Here is a 24,933-nt window from a genome sequence, read left to right as displayed (position 1 = left end):
CCCCCGCTGTGGCCGCATGCCGGGACTGTGGGGGTTCAGTGCAAGGGCTGGAGCAGCCAGCTCGCGCCGAGGGCGAGCGAGGCGAGGGCGACCAGCAGGAAGACGGTGACCCAGGCGAGGCCCGGGACGTGGGTGAGGCGGGCGAGCTGGTCGGCGTCGGAGTCGCGGGCCCAGCCGGTGCGGCGCTGGTGCTGGAGCTCCAGGACCGGGCGGACGGCGCCGAACAGGAGGAACCAGCAGCCGAGGTAGGCGAAGCCGGCCTGGACCTGGGCGCTGCCGAACCAGGAGACGAGGAAGAAGGCGCCGCCGGCGACGAGGACGGTGAACAGGCCGTAGGCGTTGCGGATGCGGATCAGCAGGGCGAGCAGCAGCACGATCGCGAGCCACAGCAGCAGCGTGATGCGGTCGGCGGCGAGCAGGGCGGCGCAGCCGAGGCCGAGCAGGGCGGGGGCGGTGTAGCCGGCGGCGGCGGTGAGGACCATGCCGGGGCCGGTGGGGCGGCCGTAGGAGAGGGTGAGGCCGGAGGTGTCGGAGTGCAGCCGGATCCCGGCGAGCTTGCGGCCGGTGGCGAGGGCGGCGAGGCCGTGGCCGCCCTCGTGGGCGATGGTCACCGCGTTGCGGGTGACGTGCCACACCGGGCGGGCGAGGACGGCGAGCAGGGCGACCGCGCCGGTGGCGAGGACCAGCCAGCCGGGCGGGGCGGCCTGGGTGCCGGTCACCCGGTCCCACAGGTCGCCGAGGTTCTGTCCGGTCGTCGGGCTGGGCGTCATGGCGTGGTCTCGCCTCCGTTCGCTGTGCTGGGCCGTTCGGAGCAGCCTCCCATGCGGGGACGGGGGCGGGGGAGGCGGTGGTTGCGTTCTCCGGGCCCGGGGCCGGAGAGAGACGACGTGGTGACACCCGGGGTCATGGCAAAGTGGCCCGCATGTGCGGTCGCTTCGCCTCCAGCAGCAAGCCCGAGGACCTCCTCGACCTCTTCGGGGTCGAGCAGTGGGATCCGGAGGAGACCCTCGCGCCGAACTGGAACGTGGCGCCGACGAACAGCGCGTTCGTGGTGCTGGAACGGATGTCGAAGGAGCGGCCGGGCGCGGTGCGCCAGCTGCGGGTGCTGCGCTGGGGCCTGGTGCCGCAGTGGTCGAACTCGGCCGAGACGGCCGTGAAGATGATCAACGCCAGGTCGGACACCGTGCACGAGAAGCCCTCCTACCGGCAGGCGTTCGCCTCCCGGCGGTGCATCCTGCCGGTGGACGGCTACTACGAGTGGCAGACGGTGCCCGCCGAGCGCGGCAGGCCGCGCAAGAAGCCGTTCTTCGTCTCCCGGGTGGACGGCGCCCCGCTGGCGCTGGCCGGGCTGTACGAGTTCTGGCGCGACCGGGCGGTGCCGGCCGGGCACCCGCAGGCCTGGCTGGTGACGTTCACGATCGTGACGACGGACGCGGAGCCGCTGCTCGCGCCGATCCACGAGCGGATGCCGCTGTTCCTCGACCCGTCCTCGTTCGACGAGTGGCTCGACCCGGGGCTGGGCGACCCGGACGAGCTGCGCCGGCTGCTGATACCCCCGCCGCCCGGCGCGCTGCGGGCCACCCCGGTGTCGCCGGCGGTCGGCAGCATCCGCAACAACGGACCGGAGCTCAAGGAACCGTGGACCGAGGTCGAGTACGAGACCACGCTGTTCTGACCGTCCGCTCCGACCAGCCGCGTTCCGCACCCGTGCCGTTCTCCGAGAGGGAGCCACCGTTGACGACCACCGAACTCGTCCCCACCGAGGCCGGGGACGCCCGGATCACCTACCACCGGGCGCCCGCGCCGAAGGCGCTGCTGGCCCTCGGGCACGGCGCGGGCGGCGGGATCGGGGCGCGGGACCTCGTCGCGCTGGCCGCGGCGCTGCCGCCGCGCGGGATCACCGTGGCGCTGGTGGAGCAGCCGTGGCGGGTGGCCGGGAAGAAGCTCGGCCCGGCGCCGCGGACGCTGGACCTCGGCTGGCGGCCGGTGGCCGAACGGCTGGCCGGGCAGGGCCTGCCGCTGGTGGTCGGCGGGCGCAGCGCCGGGGCGCGGGTGGCGTGCCGCACGGGTGCGGCGAGCGGGGCGGCGGGCGTGGTGGCGCTGGCGTTCCCGCTGCACCCGCCGGGCAAGCCGGACAAGAGCCGGGCGGAGGAGCTGCTGGAGTCGGGGCTGCCGACGCTGGTGGTGCAGAGCGCGGCGGACCCGTTCGGCGGGCCGGCCGAGTTCCCGGAGCTGCCGCGGGGCCACGTCCTGGTGGAGGTGCCGTACGGCAGCCACGGCTTCGAGGTGCCGAAGCGGGCGCCGGTGGGGCAGGACGAGGTGCTGGAGCTGATCTGCCGGGCGGTCGGGGACTGGGTGCTCGGGCTGCTGTGACCGCGGGACCGGCCGCTGACCTGGGGGTTCTTGCCCGTCCGGCTCCCGTTCGCGGCTCGCTCGCCCGTGCGGGTGAAAGCCGTGCGGGGCCGGGAATGCGGGCGGGGGCCCTGTGGTTGACACCCTCGTCAGCAGATTAACCGGTGAGAGGCAGGGCAGATGGGTTCGATCGCGTGCCCGGAGCGGCCGGAGGAGCGCGAGGCCGCCACGGCGTTCGCTCCCGCCTGGTCCGACTGGATTGTCGCGGGCGAGAAGCCCGTCAGCCCGATATCCTCCATTTCGGGGCGGCCCGCCGTGGGCCGTGCGCGCCATGCCGAGGAGGTGGGTCCGGTCGTCGGGACCGAGCACGAGGCCGAACCCGGCCGTGGCCCGGATGAGGGCCGGCCCGAGGGCGAGGCGCTCACCGGTGAGGAGCTGGCCGAGGCGATCGGTGAGGACACCTTCCGGGTGTCGGCCGAGGAGACCGAGCAGGCCCGGCGGGAGCGCTTCGAGCGCGACGCCCTGGGCTACCTGGATCCGATGTACTCGGCCGCGCTGCGCATGACGCGCAACCCGGCGGACGCGGAGGACCTGCTCCAGGAGGCGTTCGCCAAGGCGTACGCGTCGTTCCACCAGTTCCGCGAGGGCACGAACCTCAAGGCCTGGCTGTACCGCATCCTCACCAACACCTTCATCAACTCGTACCGCAAGAAGCAGCGGGAGCCCCAGCGCACCGCGGCCGAGGAGATCGAGGACTGGCAGCTTGCGCGCGCCGAGTCGCACATGTCGACGGGGCTGCGCTCGGCCGAGACCCAGGCCCTGGACCACCTCCCCGACAGCGATGTGAAGGACGCCCTCCAGGCCATCCCGGAGGAATTCCGGATCGCCGTGTACCTCGCGGACGTCGAAGGCTTTGCGTACAAGGAGATCGCGGACATCATGGGTACTCCCATCGGTACGGTGATGTCCCGGCTGCACCGCGGCCGCCGTCAGCTGCGCGGCATGCTGGAGGACTACGCCCGTGAGCGCGGGCTCGTCCCGGCCGGCAGCGGGGCAGGGCAGGAAGCGAAGGGCTCGGGCTCATGAGCTGCGGCGATCCGCACGACACCGAGTGTGGCGAGGTCCTCGACCACCTCTACGAATTCCTCGACAACGAGATGGCCGAGGGCGACTGCGCCAAGCTGCGCGAGCACTTCGAGGAGTGCTCGCCGTGCCTGCGCCAGTACGGCCTGGAGCAGGCGATCAAGGCGTTGATCAAGCGTTCCTGCGGCTGCGACGACACCCCGGCCGACCTGCGCAGCAAGGTGCTGGCCAGGATCGACTCGATCCGCGCCGGGCAGCGCTCGGGCGAGCAGGTCGTGGTGGCCGTCGAGACCGCGGTCGAGATCCACGCCGAGACCGCGCGGCCGGTCCCCGAGGTGGGCGGCGCACCGCAGCCGGGTGTGCGCCCCGGTGCGCCGGTCGAGGCCGGCGCCCAGGCGGAGTAACCGGCCGGGCGGTCCGGACACGGAGTTCAGCGGCCCCGGGAGCGTGTGCTCCCGGGGCCGCTCCCGTTCTGCTTGCATGCGCCCCTCACTCGTTCGAGTGAGTTGGCGGTGTGCCAGCTGCGGCATTGCGCGATCATGCGTCCCCGCGCCCGATGAGCGGCCTATCCTCCTGACGGACACTCACCGCCGGTCCGCCCGGCGCGCTGAGCGCGGAGAGCGGGCCGGGACGGCGGGGAGGTCGAGATCGCTAGCGACAGTGGAGGCGCGGCCCTGCCGGAGGGCGCGGCGCGGTACCTCGTGGCCGTACCGGTGGCGGCGCTCTGCTGCCTGCTGCCGCTGCTGCCCACCGTGGCCCTGCCCGGGGTGCCGCGCTGGCTCGGCTCCCCGGTCGACTGGCCCAAGGTCGGGCTGCTCGGTTTCCTCCACGGCTGCTGGGAGTCGCTCGCCCAGGGCCTGCCCACTCCCTGCCAGCGGCTGGTGCGCCGGCTGCTGCGCCGCCCAGTGCCGGCCGATCGGGCACCCGTGCGGCCCGGGGTGAACGCCTTCTTCCCGGTGCTGTTCGCCGGCGTGCTCATGCTCCCGCCGGCCGCCGCCGCGTTCGTCGCCGTGCCTGCGGCGCTGCTCGGCGGCCCGGGCGGGCGCCACTACCGGCAGCGCCAGCTGTGGAACGGCTCCCAGCTCGCGCTCAGCGCCTTCGCCGCCGCCGTCGCCTTCCACCTGCTGTGCGGCCCGCAGCTGCTCCTCGGCTCCCGCTTCCCGGCCGCCCTGTTGCCCGGCCTCGCCGCCCTCATCGCGTTCTGCCTGGTCAACGGCGTCCTGGTGGGCGTCATGCTGATGCTCAGCGAGGGCAGCCGGGCCGACGTCCTGCTGCGCGGGGCGTGCACGGTGTGCGGGCTACCGGTCCTGGTCCACGCCGCCGGCGGGCTCATGGTCGCCGTCCTGTGGCAGGGACCGTACGGCGCGTTCGCGGCGCTGCTCGCGCTGCTGCCGCTGTCGATCTCGGCGTGGGTGTTCGCCCAGGGGCACCGCGAGCGCGACGCCCACCAGGCGACCGTCCAGGCGCTCGTGCAGGCCGTCGAGATCAAGGACGCCTACACCCGCGGGCACAGCGAGCGGGTGGGCCGGGCCGCCGTCCTGATCGCCGGTCAGCTCGGCATGGAGGCCGAGCGGCTGCGCACGCTGCGCTTCGCCGCGATCCTGCACGACGTCGGCAAGCTCGGCGTGGCCACCGAGCTGCTCCGCAGAAACGGTCCCCTCACCGACGCCGAGCGCCGGGCCGTCGAGGTCCACCCGGTGTACGGGTACGAGCTGGTGCGCGGCATCGCCTTCCTCGGCGAGGCGCACGCCGGGATCCTGCACCACCACGAGCGGATGGACGGGCGCGGCTACCCCAGCGGGCTGGCCGGCGAGCAGATCCCCGAGTTCGCCCGGATCATCTCCGTCGCCGACGCCTTCGACTCGATGACCTCCACCCGCTCCTACCGCCGCGGTCGGCCGGTGTCCGAGGCCGTCGCCGAGCTGGAGCGGTGCTCGGGCAGCCAGTTCGATCCGGTGATGGTCCGCGCGCTGATCGGCGCGCTCGCCGTCCACGACTGGCAGCCGGTGCTGCCCGCCCCGACCGGGGAGTGCCTGCGGGCCGTCCCGGACATCCCGCTCGGCGTGCCGGAGCCCGTCCGGGCCGCGCCGGGCCGGGTGCCCGCCCGGGGCGGGAGCGTCCCCTCGGCCGGGCAGCCGTGAGCGGGCCGCGCCGACGGGAGCGGGCCCGGCCGCGGGACGGCCGGTGGGCGGCGCACGCGGTGCGGGCGGCGGCGGCCGGGCTGCTGGCCGCCGCGCTCGTGGCGGTCGCGGCGCGCGGGGTCGAGCAGCCCCGGGTCGCGCTCGCCTTCACCGGGCTGATCGCGCTCGGCGAGTGCGTCCGGATCACCCTTCCGGGCGATCGCGAGCAGGCGCCCATCGGCGCGGCCGGCGCACTGGCGTACGCGCTGCTCGGGCCGCTGCGCGGGCTGCCGACCGCGCACGGCACGCTGCAGGTGGTCGCCGTCACCGGCGTCGGCCTGCTGCTCGCCTGGCTGCCCGGGCTCGCCCTGCCCCACTCCGGGCGCCCGCACCGGCGCCCACCCTGGGCCGACCCCGTCCGGCGCGACAGCGCCGCCCGCCGGCTGCTCGGCGTCGGGTTCGCCGCCGCCGTGTTCCAGCCGCTCTACACCAGCGGCCTGGTCGACCGCTTCTCGCCCGAGGGCCCCGCCTACGGCGTGTTCCTGACCGCCGTCGCCGCGTTGGCCGCGCTCTGCGACGCCACCCTCGCGGCCCTGCTGCGCCGCGACTGGACCCGCAGCCGGGGCCCGAAGACGGCCCCGAGGGCCGGGCTGCGGTTCTCGGCCGCGCTGGAGGACGAGCTGCACGCGCTGTTCGGCATCGGCTCGGCGATCGTCGCCACCGGGATGCTGGTCAGCCTGGCGGCCGGCGAGGTCGGGCTGTGGGCGCTGCCGCTGTTCTGCGCCCCGCTGCTGCTCGCCCAGGTGTCGTTCCGCCGCGCCGCGGCCGTCCGGGCCACCACCGGGCAGACCATCGCCAGCCTGGCCCGTGCCACCGAGGTGGCCGGCTACACCCCGCACGGGCACGCGCGGCGGGTCGCCGACACGGCCTGCGCGCTCGGCCGCGAACTGGGACTCGGCACCCGCGAACTCGCCCTGCTGGAGTACGCGGCGCTGATGCACGACGTCGGCCAGTTGTCGCTGGTCGAGCCGGTGCCCGACGGCGCCACCGCCCTGCTGCCCTGCGCCGAGCAGCAGCGCATCGCCCGCCTGGGCAGCGAGGTGATCAGCCGCACCGGGGTGCCCCGGCAGGTGGCCGAGCAGGTCGCCCGGCTGGCCGACCCCTACCCGGGACCGGCCGGCGGCGACGGCTCGGTGCCGCTCGCGGCCCGCATCATCCGGGTGGCCAACGCCCATGACGACCTGCTGACGGCCGCCCGGGGGCGCGGCGTCGGCGAGGCGGTCGGGCGCCTGGAGGCGCTGGAGGTCCTGCGCCTGGGCCGCGGACGGGTGTACGACGCCAGGGTCGTCGACGCCCTGGCCAGGGTGGGGGGCCAGGCCGGGAGCTGACCTCCCGCCGCCGACGGCCGGGGGGCGGACACCCGGCGCACCCCCGGTACGGCGGGGCGGCCGGAAGCGGAGCGCGGCCGCGGTGCGGGCTCCGCGCCCCGGGGTTGAGGTGCGGAGGTGGGGCGGGCAGGCTGGGTAGGGGCGTCCCCGACCCCGGCGGTGGGGAGCGCGCCCGGGGGCGGGCGTGGTTGGATGCGGTCGTAGCGTGGAACACCGACCCGGGGAACCGGGCCCGCATCCCGGAAATCGCGGATACGGGAGCGGCGGTACGGGACTTGAGCGGACGACGACGGCAGGGACGAACGTGAGGATCTTCCACCGGGCACGGCACCGGCCGTCCGCCACCTGGCGGCAGACGACCGACCGGGCCTTCACGCTGATCGGCGACGGCCGCTACGAGGACGCCGGCGCGCTGCTCGTGATGGCCGCCGACCTGGAGCCGTGGCTCTCCGACTCCTGGTTCAACCTCGCCCTGCTGCACAAGTTCCGCCGGGACTGGGAGCAGGCCCGTTCGGCCGGCCTGCGGGCCGTCGCCCTGCTGGACCGCGAACAGGGCGCCCCCGACTGGTGGAACCTCGGCATCACCGCGACCGCCCTCCAGGACTGGCCGCTGGCCCGCCGCGCCTGGCAGGCGTACGGGCTGAAGCTGCCCGGCGGCCCGGGCGCCCAGCAGGACGGCCCGGTCGCCCTGGACCTCGGGACGACGCCGGTGCGGCTGTCCCCGGACGGCGAGTCCGAGGTGGTGTGGGGCCGGCGGCTGGACCCGGCCCGCATCGAGGTGCTGTCCATCCCGCTGCCGTCCTCCGGCCGCCGCTGGGGCGAGGTGGTGCTGCACGACGGCGCCCCGCACGGCGAACGGGTCACCGACGGGATCGCCTACCCGGTGTTCGACGAGATCGAGCTGTGGGCGCCGTCCCCGGTGCCCACCTACGTCGTGCTGCTCCAGGCGGCCACGGCGGGCGACCGGGACGCGCTGGAGCGGATGGTCGCGGACGCCGGCTACGCCGCGGAGGACTGGACGTCCTCGGTGCGGCTGCTGTGCCGGGCCTGCTCGGAGAGCCGGATGGCCTCGGACGACGGTCACACCGCCCACCACGACCCGCACGACGACGGCGACGCGGCCCACCCCGGCCACCTGAGCCACCTGAGCCAGGGCGGCGCGGCCGGGATGTCGTGGCTGGTGGAGCGCGAGTGCGGGATCGCCGCCCCCGCGCACCTGGTGCGCGCGCTGCTGGACCGCTGGGTCGCGGCGGCCCCCGGAAGCCGGGCTTACCGGGATCTCGAAGAAGTCTGCTGAGTACCCTGGTGAGGTACGCGTAGACCTATGGAAGCGGAAGACATGGCGGAGCAGCACGACCACGAGCACGAGCACGACGTGGAGGGGGCCGCGCCCGAGGCACCCGTCAAGGTGATCGGCGAGGAGCCCGACCTCACCAAGGGCACCGCGCGTCCGATCACCGTGGTCGGCAACCCCGTCCTGCACCGCGAGGTCAAGGACGTGACCGCGTTCGACGGCGAACTGGCGGCCCTGATCGACGACATGTTCCAGTCGATGTACGCGGCCGAGGGTGTGGGCCTCGCGGCCAACCAGATCGGCGTGGACCTGAAGGTCTTCGTCTACGACTGCCCGGACGACGAGGGCGTGCGCCACATCGGCCACGTGATCAACCCGGTGCTGGAGGAGTACCCGGCCGACCGCAAGCGCGTGCTGGACGACGGCAACGAGGGCTGCCTGTCGGTGCCGACCGCGTACGCCGAGCTGCCGCGCCCCGACTACGCCGCGGTGAAGGGCGTCGACAAGGACGGCAACCCGATCCGTGTCGAGGGCACCGGCTTCTTCGCCCGCTGCCTGCAGCACGAGACGGACCACCTGTACGGGTTCCTCTACATCGACAAGCTGTCGAAGCGGGACCGCAAGGACGCCCTGCGCCAGATGGCCGAGGGCACCGCGCGCTACGCGACCGTGCCGAACGCGTAAGCGCCCCTCAACACCGCTGCCCCGCACGGAACTTCCGTGCGGGGCAGCTGCGTAGGAGCGGGCGGCCTAGAACTCGTCGTCGAAGGAGACGGAGCCCTCGACGGCGACCTGGTAGGCGGAGACCCGGCGCTCGAAGAAGTTGGTCAGCTCCTGGACGTTCTGCAGCTCCATGAAGCCGAACGGGTTCGTCGAGCCGTACCGGATCGGCAGGCCGAGGCGGGCCAGGCGCTGGTCGGCGACGGCCTCCAGGTACTGGCGCATCGAGTCGGTGTTCATGCCGGCCAGGCCGTCACCGCACAGGTCCTGGGCGAACTGGAGCTCGGCCGCGACGGCTTCCTCCAGCATCTCCGTGACCTGCTTGGCCATCTCGTCGTCGAAGAGGTCGGGCTCCTCCTCGCGGACCGTGTCCACCACCGACATCGCGAAGTCCATGTGCATGGACTCGTCGCGGAACACCCAGTTGGTGCCGGTCGCGAGGCCGTGCAGCAGGCCGCGCGAGCGGAACCAGTACACGTACGCGAAGGCGCCGTAGAAGAACAGGCCCTCGACGCAGGCCGCGAAGCAGATCAGGTTCAGGAGGAACGCGCGGCGGTCCTCCTTGGTCTGCAGCGAGTCGATGTGGTCGACCGCGTTCATGTACTTGAAGCAGAACTGGGCCTTCTGGTGGATGGAGGGGATGTTCTCCACCGCGGCGAAGGCGGCGTTGCGGTCCTCGGGGTCGGGCAGGTAGGTGTCGAGCAGCGTCAGGTAGAACTGGACGTGCACGGCCTCCTCGAACAGCTGGCGCGACAGGTACAGGCGCGCCTCCGGGGAGTTGATGTGCTTGTAGAGGCTCAGCACCACGTTGTTCGCGACGATCGAGTCACCGGTCGCGAAGAAGGCGACCAGGCGGCCGATCAGGTGGCGCTCGCCCTCGCTCAGCTTGGCCAGGTCGGCGACGTCGGAGTGCAGGTCCACCTCCTCGACGGTCCAGGTGTTCTTGATCGCGTCGCGGTACCGGTCGTAGAACGACGGGTAGCGCATCGGGCGCAGCGTCAGTTCGAAGCCGGGGTCGAGCAGCATCTTGCGGTCGTTCTCGGGGGTGCTCACTGGCAGGCCTCGCAGGACTCGGGGTTCTCCAGGGAGCAGGCGAGGGCGGCTTCCTGCTCCGGGGTGAGGGCGGGGGTGTTCACCGGCACCGGCGCGGCGGCGCGGGCGGCACCCGGCGCGGCCTGGGCGATGCGGGTCGCCGGGCGCGAGCGCAGGTAGTAGGTGGTCTTCAGGCCGACCTTCCACGCGTACGCGTACATCGAGCTGAGCTTGCCGATGGTCGGCGCGGCCATGAACAGGTTCAGCGACTGGCTCTGGTCGATGTACGGCATGCGGGCCGCGGCCAGGTCGATCAGCGCGCGCTGCGGCAGCTCCCAGGCCGTCCGGTAGAGCGAACGGACCTCGGCCGGAAGCCAGTTGAAGTCCTGGACCGAGCCGTTGGAGTCGCGCAGCGCGTCCCGGGTCTGCTGGTCCCAGACACCGAGCTCCTTGAGCTCGCGCACCAGGTACGGGTTGACCTGGAGGAACTCGCCGGAGAGCGTCTCGCGCTTGAACAGGTTGGAGACCTGGGGCTCGATGCACTCGTACACGCCGGCGATCGAGGCGATCGTCGCGGTCGGGGCGATGGCCAGCAGCAGCGAGTTGCGCAGGCCGGTGACGGCGATGCGGGCGCGCAGCGCCTCCCAGCGGTCGGCCCACTGCGGGGCGGCCGACGGGAAGTGGTCGATGTGCAGCTCGCCGCGGGCGGCGCGGGTCTCGCCGTACGCCTCGTGGCGGCCCAGCTGCTCGGCCAGGTCGGCGGAGCGCTCGTACGCGGTGAGCATGATGCGCTCGGCGATGAGCGTGGACAGCCGCGCGGCCTCGGCCGAGTCGAAGTCGATCCGCAGCTTGAAGAAGACGTCCTGCAGGCCCATCACGCCGAGACCGACCGGCCGCCAGCGGGAGTTGGAGGCGCCGGCCTCGACCGTCGGGTAGAAGTTGATGTCCACCACGCGGTCGAGGAAGGTCACGGCCGTGCGGACGGTGGCGTCCAGGCGCTCCCAGTCCATGGCGTTGACCAGGTCCTCGACGGAGGCCCCGTCGGCCACGTGGGCGCCGAGGTTGACCGAGCCGAGGTTGCAGACGGCGGTCTCGGAGTCGTCCGTGACCTCCAGGATCTCGGTGCACAGGTTGGAGGAGTGCACCGTGCGGCCCGGCAGCGCGGTCTGGTTGGCGGCGCGGTTGGAGGCGTCCTTGAAGGTCATCCAGCCGTTGCCGGTCTGGGCGAGGGTGCGCATCATGCGGGCGTAGAGGGTCTGCGCGGGGATGGTGCGTACGGCCTTGCCGGCCTGCTCGGCCTTGCGGTAGGCCTCGTCGAACTCCTCGCCCCACAGGTCGACGAGCTCGGGCACGTCGGCGGGGGAGAACAGCGACCAGTCGGCGTTGGCGTTCACGCGGCGCATGAACTCGTCCGGGATCCAGTGCGCCAGGTTCAGGTTGTGGGTGCGGCGCGCCTCCTCACCGGTGTTGTCGCGCAGCTCCAGGAACTCCTCGATGTCGGCGTGCCAGGTCTCCAGGTAGACGCAGGCCGCGCCCTTGCGGCGGCCGCCCTGGTTGACCGCGGCGACCGAGGAGTCGAGGGTGCGCAGGAACGGGACGATGCCGTTGGACTTGCCGTTGGTGCCGCGGATCAGGCTGCCGCGCGAGCGGATGCGCGAGTAGGACAGGCCGATGCCGCCGGCGTGCTTGGACAGCCGGGCGATCTGCGCGTAGCGGTTGTAGATCGAGTCGAGGTTGTCCAGCGGCGAGTCGAGCAGGTAGCAGCTCGACATCTGCGGGTGGCGGGTGCCGGAGTTGAAGAGCGTCGGCGAGGAGGTCAGGTACTCCAGGCGGCTCATCAGGCCGTACAGCTCGGCGACCTCGCGCACCGACTGCTCGCTGTCGCCGACCGCCAGGCCGCAGGCGACGCGGAGCAGGAAGTGCTGCGGGGTCTCGACGACCTTGCGGGTGATCGGGTGGCGCAGCAGGTAGCGGGACTGCACGGTGCGCAGGCCGAAGTACTCGAAGCGGTCGTCGCCCTGAGGGTCGATCAGCGCGTCGAGGGCGGTGGCGTGCTTGGCGACGAAGGCGGCGGTGGTGTCGCCGATGAGGCCCTCGGCGTGGCCGACGGCGACGGAGGCGGCGAAGGAGACGGCGCCCTGGCCGACGGCCTCGTCGACGATCTCCAGGGCGAGCAGGCGGGCGGCCAGCTTCGAGTACTGGGGGTCCTCGGCGATCATCGACGCGGCGGCGTCCACGGCCAGCCCGCGCAGCTCGGCGAAGTCCGAGCCGGCGTGGCGCCCGCGCAGCGCGGCGGCGGCGACGTGGCCGGGGTCCACCTGGGGGAGATCGGCGCTGCGGTCGGTGAGGAGTCGCAGGAGCGCGCCGCCGGGGTCGGAGACCGTGGGGTCGGCGGGGGCGGAGCCGGTGCCCTGGGTGGGCAGGGTGGCTGAGGCAGCGATGGTCAAGGCGCTCTCTCCTGGCGGCGATCGGCGGCGGTGATCGGAGTACCGGACCGTTCGGGGCAGGGGCGCACGCGCGCGGGCACGCAAGGGTGCGTCGCGCGACGGTGTCATCCCCGGCCCGCCCGCGAGGCCCGGAAGGTACTGCGTGTGCTGCCGGCCTCTGCGGGAGGGCCTCTGCACGCCGTCGGCAGGTACTCGGACTCGCGGGAGAGGCTCTGTTGAGCCGCCCGCACACCGCTGCGGGGCAGTCCCGGAATCGCACCGGGTTCCCCTGCGTCGACAGCAGGGATGAGCATACATCTAGTGCCGGTAATCCGATGCAGCCCCACATGTAGTGTCGCGCGGCACAGTTGTTCGAGCTCGCGTGCGATAAACTGCTCAGGCAGGGGGGTGCCATTCCTGGCTCGTGCGGGTGTCGCACGGGCGCATCCGCACCTGGGTCGCGCCGCCCGCAGCCGCCCCCGCAGAAGCGCCCGGAGAGGGGGCCGCGGGGTTCGCCGGGTTCTCGATGCAGCGCCCCGAGTCCTGGTTCGCGAGCTGTCCCGTCGGGGTCACCCGCCAGCGCTGGTCGGCTCGTGAGGTGCACGCGGTGAGGACGGGGAAGCCGATCGCGGGGTCCTCGACGCAGCGGCCGGACTGGTTGATGGAGCCGTCGTCCGCCATCGTCCAGGTCTGGGCCGGGGAGCCGTCGCAGGTGCCCGCGCCGACCGCCGCCGGGTCGCCGCCGACCCGGCTGTCCAGGCACAGGCCCGGCAGGGCCGAGGTGATCGCGCCGCTGGGCTGCCCGGCGGCGGCCTGGAAGGAGAACGAGTCGCTGCCGAGCCCGGCGCCGCCGTCCCAGATCTCGAAGCCGGCCTGGACGGCGCACAGGTAGGAGCCGGCCGGGACGTAGCCGCGCTGGACGGCGTCGCGGGTGAAGGCCCGCAGGTCCAGGTCGGTGACGGAGGCCGTGCTGGTGGCCATCTCGTAGGTGATCAGGGTGTGGTTGCCCGTCTTCGGCGCCTGGAACACGCGGTAGGAGGTGCCGCCGGCCTTGAGCTCGCCGGCCTCGTCGCCGAAGGGGGTCTTGCCGTTGCCGCGCAGCCAGATCATCAGCTCGGCGCTCTCGGTGAACGAGCAGCTGGTGCGGCTGTTGCTGTACCAGATGTCGTACGAGGCGTTGTAGACGCCCGAGTCGACCTGGGTGGTGTGCCAGCTGCTGGTCGCGTAGCGCAGGTTGTTGACCGGGATCGGCAGCGGTCCGGTGCCCGGCTGGAACTGGGTGCTGATGTGCGGGTACGCGCCGGGGCCGCGCAGCGGGTCGGTCAGGCTGGCCGGGCCGACGCCGCTGCGGGTGACCTTGAAGCCGGTGGCGCCGTCGGTGCTGCTGATGCACAGGCCGCCGGTGGCGTTCCACTCGTTGGGGTTGATCAGGTAGCGGCCGGAGTCCACGGCCTGCGAGGGGTAACGGTTCTGCGCGGTGGAGCACAGCTCGCCGGCGGTCGCGGCGGGCAGCGGGGTGACCACGGGGGCGGCCTTGACCGGCCCGGCGGGATCCTTCTGGCCCCGTGGGAGCAGAAGGGCGCACAGGACCAGCGCGAGGACCGCGGCCGGTGCGAGCGCCCACCACGGGCGCCGGCCGGCGGGTCCGGCGCCGGGTATGGCGGGGTTGGTCATGGGGTGCTCGCCTCCCTGCTGCTGCGTGGTCGTGCGGTCCGTCGGCCGGACCTGGGGCGCGCTCATCCGGCGGGGGTGGAGCTCGACCGCGGCCGGGTGGCGGTGCTGGTCGGCTTCCGGGCCGGCGGGCTCGGCCTGGTGGCCGACGGGGACGCCGAGGGCGACGGGGAGGGGTCGGGTGAGGGCGCGGGCGGCGGTGGCGGCGGCGCAGCGGTCAGGGCCGGCACCGATCGGACGGTCCACGGCGTGTTGTAGCGGGGCGCGGAGACCCCGGCGGCGTACGCCTGCGAGGCCGCGTCGGACGCGGCGACCCGCCAGTCGACCTCCTTGCGCGCCTCGTACCAGATCACGCCGATGATGTCGGGGTGCTGGGGGAGCTGTGCGAACATCTCGCTGATCCACTGCGCCTTGAGCCCGGAGGTGTCGGTGGCGCCGGTCTCGGTGATCACGACGGGCTTCTGGGTGAAGCCCCGGAGCTCCTTGATCGTCGGCTGGAAGATCTGGTCGAAGGACTTGTACTTCTCGACGCCGGTGGTGCCGTAGTAGCCGGACAGGCCGATCCAGTCGACGTAGTCGTCGCCGGGGTAGAGCGTGTTGAGGCTGGTGGCGTTCTCGTAGTCGACGTTGGGGCTCCACACCCAGGTGACCTTGGTCGCGCCGACCTGCTTGAAGATGTCGTGGACGTGCTTCCAGGCCTCGACGTACTGGCCCTTCTTGTTCCCGTTGGACTGCTCGGCCCAGGGGTACCAGTAACCGTTCATCTCGTGGGCGAAGCGCAGCGCGACGGGGTAGCCGAGGCCCTTGACGCCCTCGGCCCAGGTCTTGATGTAGTCGTCGAACTTGCCGTCGATGATGTTGGAGAGGGCGTACTCGGGCTGTTCGCCGCGGAGCTTGTCCTCCTTCGCCTCCTTGCGGTAGTCCCACGGCTCCCAGGCGACCATCGGCATGATGCCGCGCTGGGCGACGGTGTCGAAGATCCGGCGGTCGAACTTGCGGTCCCACCAGCCGACCGAGAACTCCAGGACGTTGGGCTGGTGCTTGACGGCGGAGGTGAATTCGTCGAGCGGGGAGAGGTCGTACGGGCCGGGCTTGGTCATGATGCCGGTGAACGCCTCGCCGGCCGGCGGGAACTGCGGTGCCGGGGCGGGCGTGGGGGCCGGGACGGCGCTCGCGTCGGGGGAGGCCGTCGCGGGGGTGGCGGTCGGGGGCGCGGCCAGGGCGCTGGTGAGCCAGGTCGGCATCGCGGTCGGGGCGGCGCCGGCGAAGCCGTACGGGTCCTGGTCGTGGTTGCGCGACAGCCTGGGCGCGAGCACGAAGGTGTAGCCGACCATCAGGGCCAGGGCGACCAGGGCGGCGATCCTGGGGACGGTGATCCGCAGCATCAGCGGCCCTTCTGCTCACGGCGGCCGCCGGCCCGTGCGGGCTCCAGCAGCTCCTCGAACTCCTCGGCGGCGTCCGCCTCTTCGGCACGCGCGGGCCGGCGACGCTGCGTCGGCACCGGCCGGGCGGCGGGCGATTCCCCGGCCTCGGACGCGGCCGGAGCCGCGGGGACGGCGGTGGTTTCCGCGATCTCGACGGCCTCGACGGCCTCGACGGCCTCGACGGCCTCGGCGGCTTCGGCTGCTTCGGTGGCCCTGGCCGCGGCGGCGCGCTGGGCGCGGGCCTCGCGGCGACCGCTGACGAAGGAGATCACCGGCGGCGCGACCCCGGTGAACAGGCTGACGACCGCCCAGAACCGCAGGATCCAGATGTCGTGGTGGAGCGTGAAGCTCGCCCCCAGCAGCCCGCCCGCGACCGCCGCCCACAGCAGGTGCAGCCGGAACGTCGAGAGGGACTCGGCGCTGCGCAGGTCGCCCTTGGCCGTGACGGCGTACGCGAGCGGCCGGCGCAGCAGCGCGGCCAGCGCCGCGGCGACGTACACCGGGCCGGCGAACAGGGCCAGGCCCATGCCGGCCATGCCGATCTCGCGCCGCTCGTGCGCGGCCAGGTTGAACCGGCGCAGCCACAGCCACAGCACGAACCAACTGCCCATGCTGGCGCCCCACAGGGCCATCCAGTGGGTGCTGTTGAGGTGGATGGAGGTGACGCCGAGGGCCAGGTAGACGGAGGTGGCGAGGCTGCCGAGGACGGTGTTGACCGCGACGCTCGGGTAGTAGAACTGGACGAGCCCGTAGAGCACGCGCTGGCGCAGGCGCAGCTTGAGGCCCGAGCGCAGGCGGCTCTTGAGCAGGATCTCCCAGATGCCGTAGGCCCAGCGCTTCTGCTGGTTGAAGTAGTCGGTCCAGGAGGTCGGCCCCTCGCCGACGGCGAGGACGTCGGGCGTGTAGACGCCCTTCCAGCGGCGGTCGGTGGCCGGGTTGACGGTGGCCTGGATCCGCATGCTGGTCAGGTGGTCCTCGATGATCGAGTCCTGGTAGCCGCCGATCTGCTGCCAGGCGGTGGGCCGGTACAGGTGGTTGGTGCCGATCAGCAGCGGCGCGTCCATGCCGTTGCCACCGCGCTCGACCAGGCCGGAGAACAGGTACTGCTGCACGGAGGCGCCGTGGGCGACCCAGTTGTCGTACATGTTCCCGTAGACCTGCGGGGCGACGACGAACGCGGTGTCGGGGTCGCGGAAGTAGCCGAGCGTGCGTTCCAGGAAGCAGGGCAGCGGGACGTGGTCGGGGTCCATCTGGGCCACGACGTCGTAGCCGTGCTCGTGCTCGGCGCGCCAGGAGTTGTGGTTGCCGGACTTGGTCTTGGCCCGGAACTCGCCCTCGGCCTGGTTGTACTCGGGGCGGCCCTTGCGGCTGAAGTGGTGCACGCCGAGGCGGGCGGCCATCTTCTTGACCCGGTCGTCGTCGCCCTCGTCGAGGATCCAGACGTCGACCTGGCCGTCGTACTCGATGCGCAGCATCGCTTCGAGGGTGCGCTCGACGATCTCGATCGGCTCCTTGGAGGGCACGATCGTGGTGAGCACGGCGACCTTGAGGCCGGGCGGCGGGGTGACCGGCAGGGGGTCCTTGGCGCGGAACGCGAAGACCCAGACGGCGAGGTTCTGGATGAGCCGGATCACCTCGACGGTGATGACGGCGCAGAAGCAGATGCGCGCCAGGTTGATCCGCCAGTCCGGGGACCAGCCCACGCCGGAGCCGGGGATGTGCTCGGGCAGCAGCAGCCAGCCGACGAAGGCGAGGCCGGCCAGCGCGTTGACCGTGACCAGGACGGTCATCACGAACTTGACGCCGCGGGAGGACACCGAGCGGTAGCGCACGGCGGCGCCGTCCTCGCCCGGGGACAGCGGGCCGGTCGCGTCGGCGCCGGCTACGTAGGCGCGCTGGGCGGCGCTGTTGCGCAGGTCGCGGCGGACGAGCCGCCGTTCGTGGCGGGCCCGGGGGAGTACGCGTCCGTGGCGTCCTCGTCCCCGGCCGGTCCGGTTCGCCGCGTGTTCGTTGGTGGAGTCCACCGGTGTTCCCCCGTACAACCGCTCCGTCACGCCGGAGCCGCTGGTTTCCTGCTCTGTCACCGTCCGTCGGCCGTGGTCACCCGCCCGTCGTTCGACGGTTCGAAGGGGCGCCGGAGTGGTAACGGATGCAGTCTGATGGTCGGTTCAGTCGGTCAGCATACGGGTAGCGGTGGACCGATCACAGCCGGGGGTTCGGGGCCGGTGCGGCCGAAAACGCCCGCAGGCCCCGCCGGGAGGGGCGGGGCCTGCGGGACGGTTCGTTCGTCACGGTGTGATCTTGACGGAGTTCGCGATTTGGTCCATGACCGTCAGCGGCGGGGCCTCCGCCGCCTGGTCCAGGCAGATCTGCAGCACCGGGACGGTGGTCGCGCCGGCCGCCGGGGTGACCTCCAGGACGCCGCAGTAGCTGTCCGGGGTCGAGGAGCCGCTGGACATCGGCACGTGCCACAGGGCGAGGTAGCCGTCCAGGCCCTGGATCTTGACGGCCGACTGCTTCACCGGCTCCGGCGGGCTGGGCGCGTCCGAGCCGTAGCGGGTGTTGTAGAGCAGCTGGCCCATGCCGAGCACGAGGGACTTGGGGTCGGACCAGCCGCCGTTGAACACCCGGAGGTTCTGGACGACGAGGCCGCGCGTGCAGGCGCCGTTGCCGTGGCCGACGCAGGCGTACGGGTTGACCGCGTACCGGACGTCGGTCGGGGTCTTGGCGTCGTTCTGGACCTGCCAGTCCTGCGGCACCATGAAGTTCATCTTGCCGTCCTGGCCGGTGACCTGACGCCCGCCCGCGAGCGGCTGGCCGCCGGTCAGCGCGGTGCCCATGAAGCCGTTCGGGCTCTTGGGGTCGCCGGCGGCCGCGGGCGCGGTGCTCGGCGCGTCCTTCGGGGAGCCACCGGTCTTGTGGCCGACGACGTAGCCGGCGCCGGCCATCGCCAGGGACAGCACCACGGCGCCGACGGCCAGGAGGATCCGGTTCTTGCCGCGCTTCGGGTCGACGGTCTCGAAGACCACGGAGGTCGGGATCGGCTGCGGCGCGGACGCGGCGGGACCGGCCAGCGGGTTCGGCTGCGGCGCGGGCTGCTGGACCTGCGGCTGGACGGGCTGGGGGGCCGGCGCGGGCCGGGCGGCCGGGCCGGACTGCGGGCCCGACGCGGCGGTCTGGGTCGGCAGGGACGGCATGGTCGGGGTGGGCGGTGCGGCGGCCGGGCCCGGCGCCGGCGCGGCGACGGCCGTCGGGGCCGCCGCGTCCGCGGGGGCGCCCGCGGCGCCTCCGGGCTTGGCCTGAATCTTGTCGGTCCAGGTGGAACCGTCCCACCAGCGCAGCGTGTTGGGCTGGCCGGAAGGGTCGTCATACCAGCCGCTAGGCGCACTCCCCGTCGTCATGCGGCGGATCCTAGCAGTGTCCCTATCGGATGGTCATTTCAAGTCACCGGCCTTCGGCCACCGGCCGCGCACGCTGCCGGAACGCCGTCAGAAGGCCATCGCGTACACCATCAGGTCCATGCCCGGGAAGGGGGCCCAGTCGCGCTCGGGTGCGCGCCGGAACCCGACCCGCTCGTATATGCGGTGGGCGGTCGTCATCCGCGGCTGGGTGGAGAACGCCATCCCGGCCAGCCCGAGTTCGCGGGTGCGGGCCAGGGCGGCGCGCACGAGGGCCTCGCCGACGCCCCGCCCGCGGGCGGCCGCGGCGGTGGCGAGCATCCGGATCTCGCCCTCGCCCGGGACGGCGATGTCGGCCCACTCGGTGCCGCCGACCGCGAAGGTCACGCAGCCGAGGACCCGTCCGCCGGCCACGTCGACCGCGACGAGCAGCTCGGCCTCCCGGGCGCGGCGGCCGGCGTCGCGCAGGAGCTCGACGTAGCGGCTGTCGGGCGCGGTGTGGCCGTCGCCGACGAACGCCTCGACGGTGATGCGGCCGGCGTCGGCGAGATCCTCCTCGCGGGCCGGGCGGATGACGATGTCCATGGGGAAAGTGTGCCGGAGCCGTGCGCGGTCCTGATCCCGGGGGCCGCGCGGACCGGGAGGACGGCCGGGTCCGCCGACGGGCGAAGCGAGGCGGCGGGCATGGTGCCGTACAGGCGGTCGAGGCGTTCCGGGCCGGCCGGGTAGCCGCCGGCGCGGTGCCAGTTGTCGCGGCCGGCGGCGGCGCCGCGGGAGACCTCGCGGCCGATCAGGGTGCCGAGCAGGCCGAACCCGCCGACGGCACCGGCCAGGGCGATTGCGCTCGCGATCGTTTCGGAGTCCATGGCTCCACCCTGGCCGGACCGTGCGGGCGCCCACGAGTGGCAGGAACGACCGCTTGCATCGAATTCCTGCCACCGCGCCGCTGATTTCGACCCGGCCGGCTTCCGCCGCCGAGGTCCGCCGGGCATGCTGATCCGCATGCTCAGGAACGTGGTCGCGGTCGTGCTTGAGGAGATCCACCCCTTCGAGCTCGGCGTCGCCTGTGAGGTGTTCGGCCTGGACCGCACCGCCGACGGCCTGCCCGGGTACGACTTCGCACTGGCCGGCGCCCGCCCGGGCCCGCACCGCACCCACGCCGGCTTCTCGATGGACGTCCCGCACGGCCCGGAGCGGTTGGTCGGCGCCGACCTGGTGATCGTCACCGCCTCCGCGATCCGCCCGCGCTACCCGGAAGCGCTGCTGGAGGCCCTGCGCGCGACGGTCGCCGGCGGCGGCCGGGTGCTCTCCATCTGCAGCGGCGCCTTCGTGCTCGGCGAGGCCGGCCTGCTGGACGACCGCTGTGCCACCACCCACTGGCGGCACACCGAGGAGCTCGCCGAGCGCTTCCCGAGGACCAGGGTCGAGCCGGACGTCCTCTACGTCGACGACGACCCGGTGATCACCTCGGCCGGGACGGCCGCCGGCATCGACGCCTGCCTGCACCTGGTGCGCAGGCTGCAGGGCGCCGAGGTGGCCCGGGCGATCGCCCGCCGGATGGTGGTGGCCCCGCACCGGGAGGGCGGGCAGGCCCAGTTCGTGAACCGCCCGCTGCCCGAGGGGGACGGCGACTCCCTGGCCCCGCTGCTCGACTGGATGCGCCACCACCTGGACCGGGAGTCCACCGTCGAGCAGCTGGCCGCCCGGGTCCACATGTCACCGCGCACCTTCGCCCGCCGCTTCCAGCAGGAGACCGGGACCACCCCGCACCGCTGGCTCACCGGGCAGCGGGTGCTGCTCGCCCAGCGGTTGCTGGAGTCGACCACCGAATCGGTGGACGCGATCGCCGCCCGCTGCGGCTTCGGCAACGCGGCGGCCCTGCGCCACCACTTCGGGCGCCGGCTCGGGACCACGCCGCTGGCCTACCGGCGCTGCTTCGCCGGGCCGGCCGTCGCCGGGGTCCGGCCGGAGTGACGCGTCGGGCCGGCCGTCAGTCCGCCACCGTCAGTCCGTCACCGTCAGGTGCCCGGTGTCGTTCCAGTGCGAGGGCCGCAGCCGCCCGTCCCGGGCCCGCCACAGGCTGGTGGAACAGTTGTGCACCGGCCCGAGCGTCATCAGCCGCTCCTCGGTGAGCCGGTCCAGCGCGTACCGCAGCATCAGCACGGTGCAGTCGTGCGCCACCAGCAGGACCGGCCGCCCGGCGTCCTCCTCGCACACGTCCCGCAGCACGCTGCGCACCCGCAGCGCGACGTCCGCCCAGGACTCGCCGCCGGGCGGGCGGTAGTACAGCTCGCCCATCTTGCGCCGCCGGGCCGCCTCCTGCGGGTACTTGGCCTCGATGGCGGCCTTCGGCAGCATCTCCAGGACGCCGAGCTCGCGGTCGCGCAGCCGCTCGTCGTGGCGCACCGCGAGCGTGACCGGAACGGCGCCGAGCCCGGCGGCCTGGGCGAGCGCGATCCGGGCGGTCTCGGCGGTGCGCACGTACGGCGAGCACCAGACGCTGCGCGGGCGGTCGGCGCTGGGCAGCGCGGCCCACCAGCGGCCGAGCGCCTGCGCCTGCTGCTGCCCGTGCAGCGACAGCGGGATGTCGGCGTCCCGGCAGCTGATCGGCACGCTGAGCGCGCCGGCCGCCTCGGCCAGCTGGAACTCGACGTTGGCGGTGGACTCGCCGTGCCGGGTCGCGATCAGCACGGACGGCAGCCGCACCGCGGGCGGCTGGCCGTTCGCGGCCTGGCCGTTCGTGGTGACGGGCGGACGGGTGGACTGGTGTTGGCCGTTGAGGGTGGTGCCGAGTTCTGCCATTGCCGCGAGCTCCCCGTGGTCGATCAGGTGCCGGCCGGTGGTGTCCGGTCCGGTCTGGTGGTGCCCGACGTGCGCGCCCGCTCATACATATGATCGCGCCGCCTTCTCCCAGTGTTCACGGAGAAGACGGCGCGATCACAGGGCGCGCACACGGCCAATCAGTGCGCCGCTACGGGCTCCGGCGCGTTCTCCGGCTCGTCGTCGCCGCCGGCCTCGGCGCTGTAGTCGGCCGGCTTCGTCTCGTCCGGGCCGTAGGGCGCCCGGACGGCCCGCAGCACCAGGGTGAGGGCCACGGCGACGACCAGGTTGAGCACGAAGGCGGTCAGGCCGATGTAGCCGTACTGGCCGATCCCGGGGATCTCGGCCGCGTTGCCGCCGAAGTGCTTGGTGGCCGGGCTGGCGATCCGGTACGCCTCCCAGGTGCCGTAGGTCATGCCGGCCGCCCACCCGGCGAACAGCGCCCAGTGGTGGAACCAGCGGGTGAACAGGCCCCCGACGATCGCGACGAAGGTCTGCAGGATCCACAGGCCGCCCAGCAGCTGGAGGTTGATCGCGGCCTGCTTGTCCATGCCGAGCACGAAGACCAGCGCGCCGACCTTGACCAGCAGCGAGACCAGCTTCGCGACCCGGGTCTCGTCGGCCGCGGTGGCGGCGGGCTTCAGCCACTCCTTGTAGACGTTGCGGGTGAAGAGGTTCGCCGCCGCGATCGACATGATCGCGGCCGGCACCAGCGCGCCGATCCCGATCGCCGCGAAGGCGACGCCGGTGAACCAGTCCGGGAACATGTCCGCGAACAGCCGCGGTACCGACAGCTGGGCGTTGAACGTCTTGTCGCCCTTGCTGACGTTGGCCGCGATCGCCATGAAGCCGAGCAGCGCGAGCAGGCCCAGCATCAGCGAGTACGCCGGCATGATCGCCATGTTCCGGCGCACCGTGTTGCGGGACTTGGAGGCCAGCACGCCGGTCACCGAGTGCGGGTACATGAACAGCGCCATCGCCGAGCCGAGCGCGAGCGTCGCGTACGTCCACTGCTTGTCGCCCGGGACGGTCAGCGAGCCGGCCGCCTTCGGCGCGCTGAACTTCTGGTGCGCCGCGTCGAAGATGTGGCCGTATCCGCCGAGCCTGATCGGGATGTAGATCACCGCGACGATGATCACGATGTAGACCAGCGCGTCCTTGACGAACGCGATCAGGGCCGGCGCCCGCAGCCCGGAGGAGTAGGTGTAGGCCGCGAGCACGCCGAAGGCGATGAACAGCGGCAGGTCCTTGACGAACCAGTTCGCGTTCGCGCCGCCGCCCACGCCCAGGACGTCCAGCACGGCCTGGATGCCGACCAGTTGGAGCGCGATGTACGGCATGGTGGCGAGGATCCCGGTCAGCGCGACCACCAGCGACAGCGGCCGGGAACCGTACCGCCCGCGCACGAAGTCGGCCGGGGTGACGTACCCGTGCACCCGGGAGACCGACCACAGCCGCGGCAGGAAGAGGAACACCAGCGGGTAGGCGACGATCGTGTACGGCACCGCGAAGAAGCCGGCCGCGCCGGTGGCGTACACGGCCGCGGGGACGGCCACGAAGGTGTACGCGGTGTAGAGGTCGCCGCCGAGCAGGAACCAGGTGACCCAGGTGCCGAAGCTGCGACCGCCGAGGCCCCACTCCTCCAGGTGCTGCGCGTTGTCCGCCCGGCGCCAGCGCGAGGCCAGGAAGCCCATCACGGTGACCAGGAGGAAGAACAGCACGAACACGGTCAGGGCGGGGACGTTGACGTCCTTCATCGCGTGCCACCCGTCTTGGCGGCCTTGCGGGCCTTCTCGTCGCGGTTGATCAGCAGGTACGCGGCGACGGTGAACACGGCCGACGCCGGCACCCAGAGCAACTGGTACCAGTAGAAGAACGGCATCCCGCCCACCGCCGGGCCGGTCTTGTCGTAGGAGGACACCCAGAGCATCGCCACGATCGGCACGAGCAGGGCGAGCCCGGCCAGCACCCGCTCGGGCGTCACCGCCGGGAGCGGGGCTCCTGGTGGCTCGGGCATGACATCTTCGGTGACATCGGGATCAGACGGCATCTTCGGCTCCGCTCCGCAGGGTCCACCCCGTCGGCGCCGCAGCCCCCGGGACGCCGTGCGCACCCCCGGGACCCGCCGAGCAGCACCATCGGTGATCGGCTGTCAGTACGGCTGCGCAATCTAGACCATGGAGTGATCCATGTCACTGGGAATGACAGAACTTCCCGCTATCCGGACGCCCCCACCCGGCGCGCGTTCGCGGGTGGGAGCCGGCAATGACGAAACGGGCACCGGCGCGTGCGCCGGTGCCCGGAATTCGGGGGTGGGGGAGCGGTCTATTCGGGGCGCTTCAGGCGGGTGATGAACTTGTAGCGGTCGCCGCGGTAGATGGAGCGCACCCACTCGACCGGGTTGCCGTCGCCGTCGAAGGAGTGCCGGGAGAGCTGGAGCATCGGCAGGCCGAGGTCCGAGCCGAGCAGGCCGGCCTCGCGGGGGTTGGCGAGGGTGGTCTCGATGGTCTCCTCGGCCTCGGCGACGGTGACGCCGTACACCTCGCGCAGGGCCGCGTACAGGGAGTTGTGCTTGGCGAGGTTGCGCCGTAGGGCCGGGAACCGCTTGGCGGACAGGTGGGCGACCTCGATGGCCATCGGGTCGCCGTTGGCCAGCCGCAGGCGCTCGATGCGCAGCACGCGTCCGCCGGGCTTGATGTCCAGCAGCGGGGCGAGCCGGTCGTCGGCGGTGATGTAGCCGATCTCGATCAGCCGCGAGGTGGGCTCCAGGCCCTGGGCCCGCATGTCCTCGGTGTAGGAGGTGAGCTGGAGCGCCTGGGCGACCTTGGGCTTGGCGACGAAGGTGCCCTTGCCCTGGATGCGCTCCAGCCGGCCCTCGACGACCAGTTCCTGGAGGGCCTGGCGGACGGTCGTGCGGGAGGTGTCGAACTGGGCGGCGAGGGCGCGCTCCGGCGGGACCGGGGTGCCCGCGGGCTGGGTCTCGGTGAGCTGGAGCAGGTGGCGCTTGAGGCCGTAGTACTTGGGGACGCGCGCGGTCGGGTCGGTGCCGGCCTGCGTGGCGAGGTTCTTCACCTCGGGGTCGTTGACCTGGGCGCTGGTTCCCCCGTCGCTGCTCATCGGACCTGTTCTCCCGCTCCTCGCGGGGCCTTCGCCGGCCCCGCCACATCGTTAACGGGTCACATCGTTGCATGTATGGCTACGGAAC

General features: G+C 73.0%; 20 protein-coding genes, 1 pseudogene and 1 riboswitch. Of the genes and pseudogenes, 9 read left to right on the top strand and 12 right to left on the bottom strand.

Annotated features, from left to right (window positions below):
• Positions 1-35: 35 nt before the first annotated feature.
• Positions 36-770: a M50 family metallopeptidase gene (locus AB0C76_RS18900; RefSeq protein WP_359966207.1), complete on the bottom strand. Its 735-nt coding sequence runs from the start codon at positions 768-770 to the stop codon at positions 36-38.
• Between the two features lie 152 nt (positions 771-922).
• Between AB0C76_RS18900 and AB0C76_RS18895 the strand changes: the two genes are divergently transcribed.
• The 8 genes and pseudogenes from AB0C76_RS18895 to def all read left to right on the top strand — a co-directional run.
• Positions 923-1,675, top strand: coding sequence for an SOS response-associated peptidase (locus AB0C76_RS18895; protein WP_359966204.1), 753 nt, complete (start codon positions 923-925; stop codon positions 1,673-1,675).
• Positions 1,676-1,734: 59 nt separating this feature from the next.
• A complete protein-coding gene (locus AB0C76_RS18890; protein WP_359966201.1) occupies positions 1,735-2,373 on the top strand; it encodes an alpha/beta family hydrolase in 639 nt (212 codons plus the stop codon).
• A gap of 321 nt (positions 2,374-2,694) precedes the next feature.
• Complete coding sequence (locus AB0C76_RS18885; RefSeq protein WP_359966310.1) at positions 2,695-3,438, top strand: sigma-70 family RNA polymerase sigma factor; 744 nt, start codon at positions 2,695-2,697, stop codon at positions 3,436-3,438.
• Entirely contained in the window at positions 3,435-3,839 is a 405-nt protein-coding gene (gene rsrA / locus AB0C76_RS18880; RefSeq protein ID WP_359966198.1) for a mycothiol system anti-sigma-R factor, read from the top strand. The genes AB0C76_RS18885 and rsrA overlap by 4 nt, the downstream gene beginning before the upstream one ends.
• Positions 3,840-4,136: 297 nt before the next feature.
• Positions 4,137-5,576: an HD-GYP domain-containing protein gene (locus AB0C76_RS18875; RefSeq protein ID WP_359966195.1), complete on the top strand. Its 1,440-nt coding sequence runs from the start codon at positions 4,137-4,139 to the stop codon at positions 5,574-5,576.
• On the top strand, positions 5,573-6,943 hold the full coding sequence (locus tag AB0C76_RS18870) for an HD domain-containing phosphohydrolase (protein ID WP_359966192.1): 1,371 nt from the start codon (positions 5,573-5,575) through the stop codon (positions 6,941-6,943). Before AB0C76_RS18875 ends, AB0C76_RS18870 begins: the two co-directional genes overlap by 4 nt.
• A 304-nt stretch (positions 6,944-7,247) precedes the next feature.
• Positions 7,248-8,240, top strand: coding sequence for a hypothetical protein (locus AB0C76_RS18865; RefSeq protein ID WP_359966189.1), 993 nt, complete (start codon positions 7,248-7,250; stop codon positions 8,238-8,240).
• A gap of 138 nt (positions 8,241-8,378) precedes the next feature.
• Positions 8,379-8,921, top strand: a pseudogene (gene def / locus AB0C76_RS18860) (peptide deformylase); the annotation flags it as partial.
• 66 nt (positions 8,922-8,987) lie between these two features.
• Here def and AB0C76_RS18855 read toward each other — a convergent pair.
• The 7 genes from AB0C76_RS18855 to AB0C76_RS18825 all read right to left on the bottom strand — a co-directional run bounded on the left by AB0C76_RS18855 (position 8,988) and on the right by AB0C76_RS18825 (position 19,493).
• Positions 8,988-9,983, bottom strand: a complete 996-nt coding sequence (locus AB0C76_RS18855) for a ribonucleotide-diphosphate reductase subunit beta (RefSeq protein WP_359966307.1) — start codon at positions 9,981-9,983, stop codon at positions 8,988-8,990.
• A gap of 23 nt (positions 9,984-10,006) precedes the next feature.
• Positions 10,007-12,412 carry a ribonucleoside-diphosphate reductase subunit alpha gene (locus AB0C76_RS18850; RefSeq protein ID WP_359966305.1) on the bottom strand — a complete coding sequence of 802 codons (2,406 nt, stop codon included), beginning with the start codon at positions 12,410-12,412 and terminating at the stop codon, positions 10,007-10,009.
• Between the two features lie 189 nt (positions 12,413-12,601).
• A riboswitch (cobalamin riboswitch) is annotated at positions 12,602-12,746 on the bottom strand.
• 65 nt (positions 12,747-12,811) lie between these two features.
• Positions 12,812-14,089, bottom strand: coding sequence for a ricin-type beta-trefoil lectin domain protein (locus AB0C76_RS18845; protein WP_359966302.1), 1,278 nt, complete (start codon positions 14,087-14,089; stop codon positions 12,812-12,814).
• Positions 14,090-14,151: 62 nt separating this feature from the next.
• Complete coding sequence (locus tag AB0C76_RS18840; RefSeq protein WP_359966186.1) at positions 14,152-15,471, bottom strand: glycosyl hydrolase; 1,320 nt, start codon at positions 15,469-15,471, stop codon at positions 14,152-14,154.
• Positions 15,471-17,534 carry a glycosyltransferase family 2 protein gene (locus AB0C76_RS18835; RefSeq protein ID WP_359966183.1) on the bottom strand — a complete coding sequence of 688 codons (2,064 nt, stop codon included), beginning with the start codon at positions 17,532-17,534 and terminating at the stop codon, positions 15,471-15,473. Before AB0C76_RS18835 ends, AB0C76_RS18840 begins: the two co-directional genes overlap by 1 nt.
• A 264-nt stretch (positions 17,535-17,798) precedes the next feature.
• The gene (locus AB0C76_RS18830; protein ID WP_359966180.1) at positions 17,799-18,911 is read right to left on the bottom strand and encodes a DUF2510 domain-containing protein; all 1,113 of its coding nucleotides are present in this window, start codon (positions 18,909-18,911) and stop codon (positions 17,799-17,801) included.
• A gap of 87 nt (positions 18,912-18,998) precedes the next feature.
• Positions 18,999-19,493 (bottom strand): GNAT family N-acetyltransferase, encoded by a 495-nt coding sequence (locus tag AB0C76_RS18825; RefSeq protein ID WP_359966177.1) that lies wholly within the window; start codon positions 19,491-19,493, stop codon positions 18,999-19,001.
• Positions 19,494-19,910: 417 nt separating this feature from the next.
• Here AB0C76_RS18825 and AB0C76_RS18820 point away from each other — a divergent pair, with 417 nt between their 5' ends.
• Positions 19,911-20,882 (top strand): helix-turn-helix domain-containing protein, encoded by a 972-nt coding sequence (locus tag AB0C76_RS18820; RefSeq protein WP_359966175.1) that lies wholly within the window; start codon positions 19,911-19,913, stop codon positions 20,880-20,882.
• A 30-nt stretch (positions 20,883-20,912) separates the two neighbouring features.
• On the opposite strand, the gene AB0C76_RS18815 is transcribed toward AB0C76_RS18820, so the two are convergent.
• From AB0C76_RS18815 to AB0C76_RS18800, 4 genes are all read right to left on the bottom strand, one after another.
• Positions 20,913-21,710, bottom strand: a complete 798-nt coding sequence (locus tag AB0C76_RS18815; protein ID WP_359966172.1) for a histidine phosphatase family protein — start codon at positions 21,708-21,710, stop codon at positions 20,913-20,915.
• Positions 21,711-21,868: 158 nt separating this feature from the next.
• A complete protein-coding gene (mctP, locus tag AB0C76_RS18810; RefSeq protein WP_359966169.1) occupies positions 21,869-23,485 on the bottom strand; it encodes a monocarboxylate uptake permease MctP in 1,617 nt (538 codons plus the stop codon).
• Positions 23,482-23,745 (bottom strand): DUF3311 domain-containing protein, encoded by a 264-nt coding sequence (locus AB0C76_RS18805; RefSeq protein ID WP_359966166.1) that lies wholly within the window; start codon positions 23,743-23,745, stop codon positions 23,482-23,484. Before AB0C76_RS18805 ends, mctP begins: the two co-directional genes overlap by 4 nt.
• A gap of 308 nt (positions 23,746-24,053) precedes the next feature.
• Positions 24,054-24,845 (bottom strand): GntR family transcriptional regulator, encoded by a 792-nt coding sequence (locus AB0C76_RS18800; RefSeq protein WP_359966164.1) that lies wholly within the window; start codon positions 24,843-24,845, stop codon positions 24,054-24,056.
• Positions 24,846-24,933 lie beyond the last annotated feature (88 nt).

Origin of the sequence: Kitasatospora sp. NPDC048722 (assembly GCF_040650235.1) — a bacterium.
GTDB lineage: Bacteria > Actinomycetota > Actinomycetes > Streptomycetales > Streptomycetaceae > Kitasatospora.
This window is presented reverse-complemented; position numbering and strand designations above follow the sequence as displayed.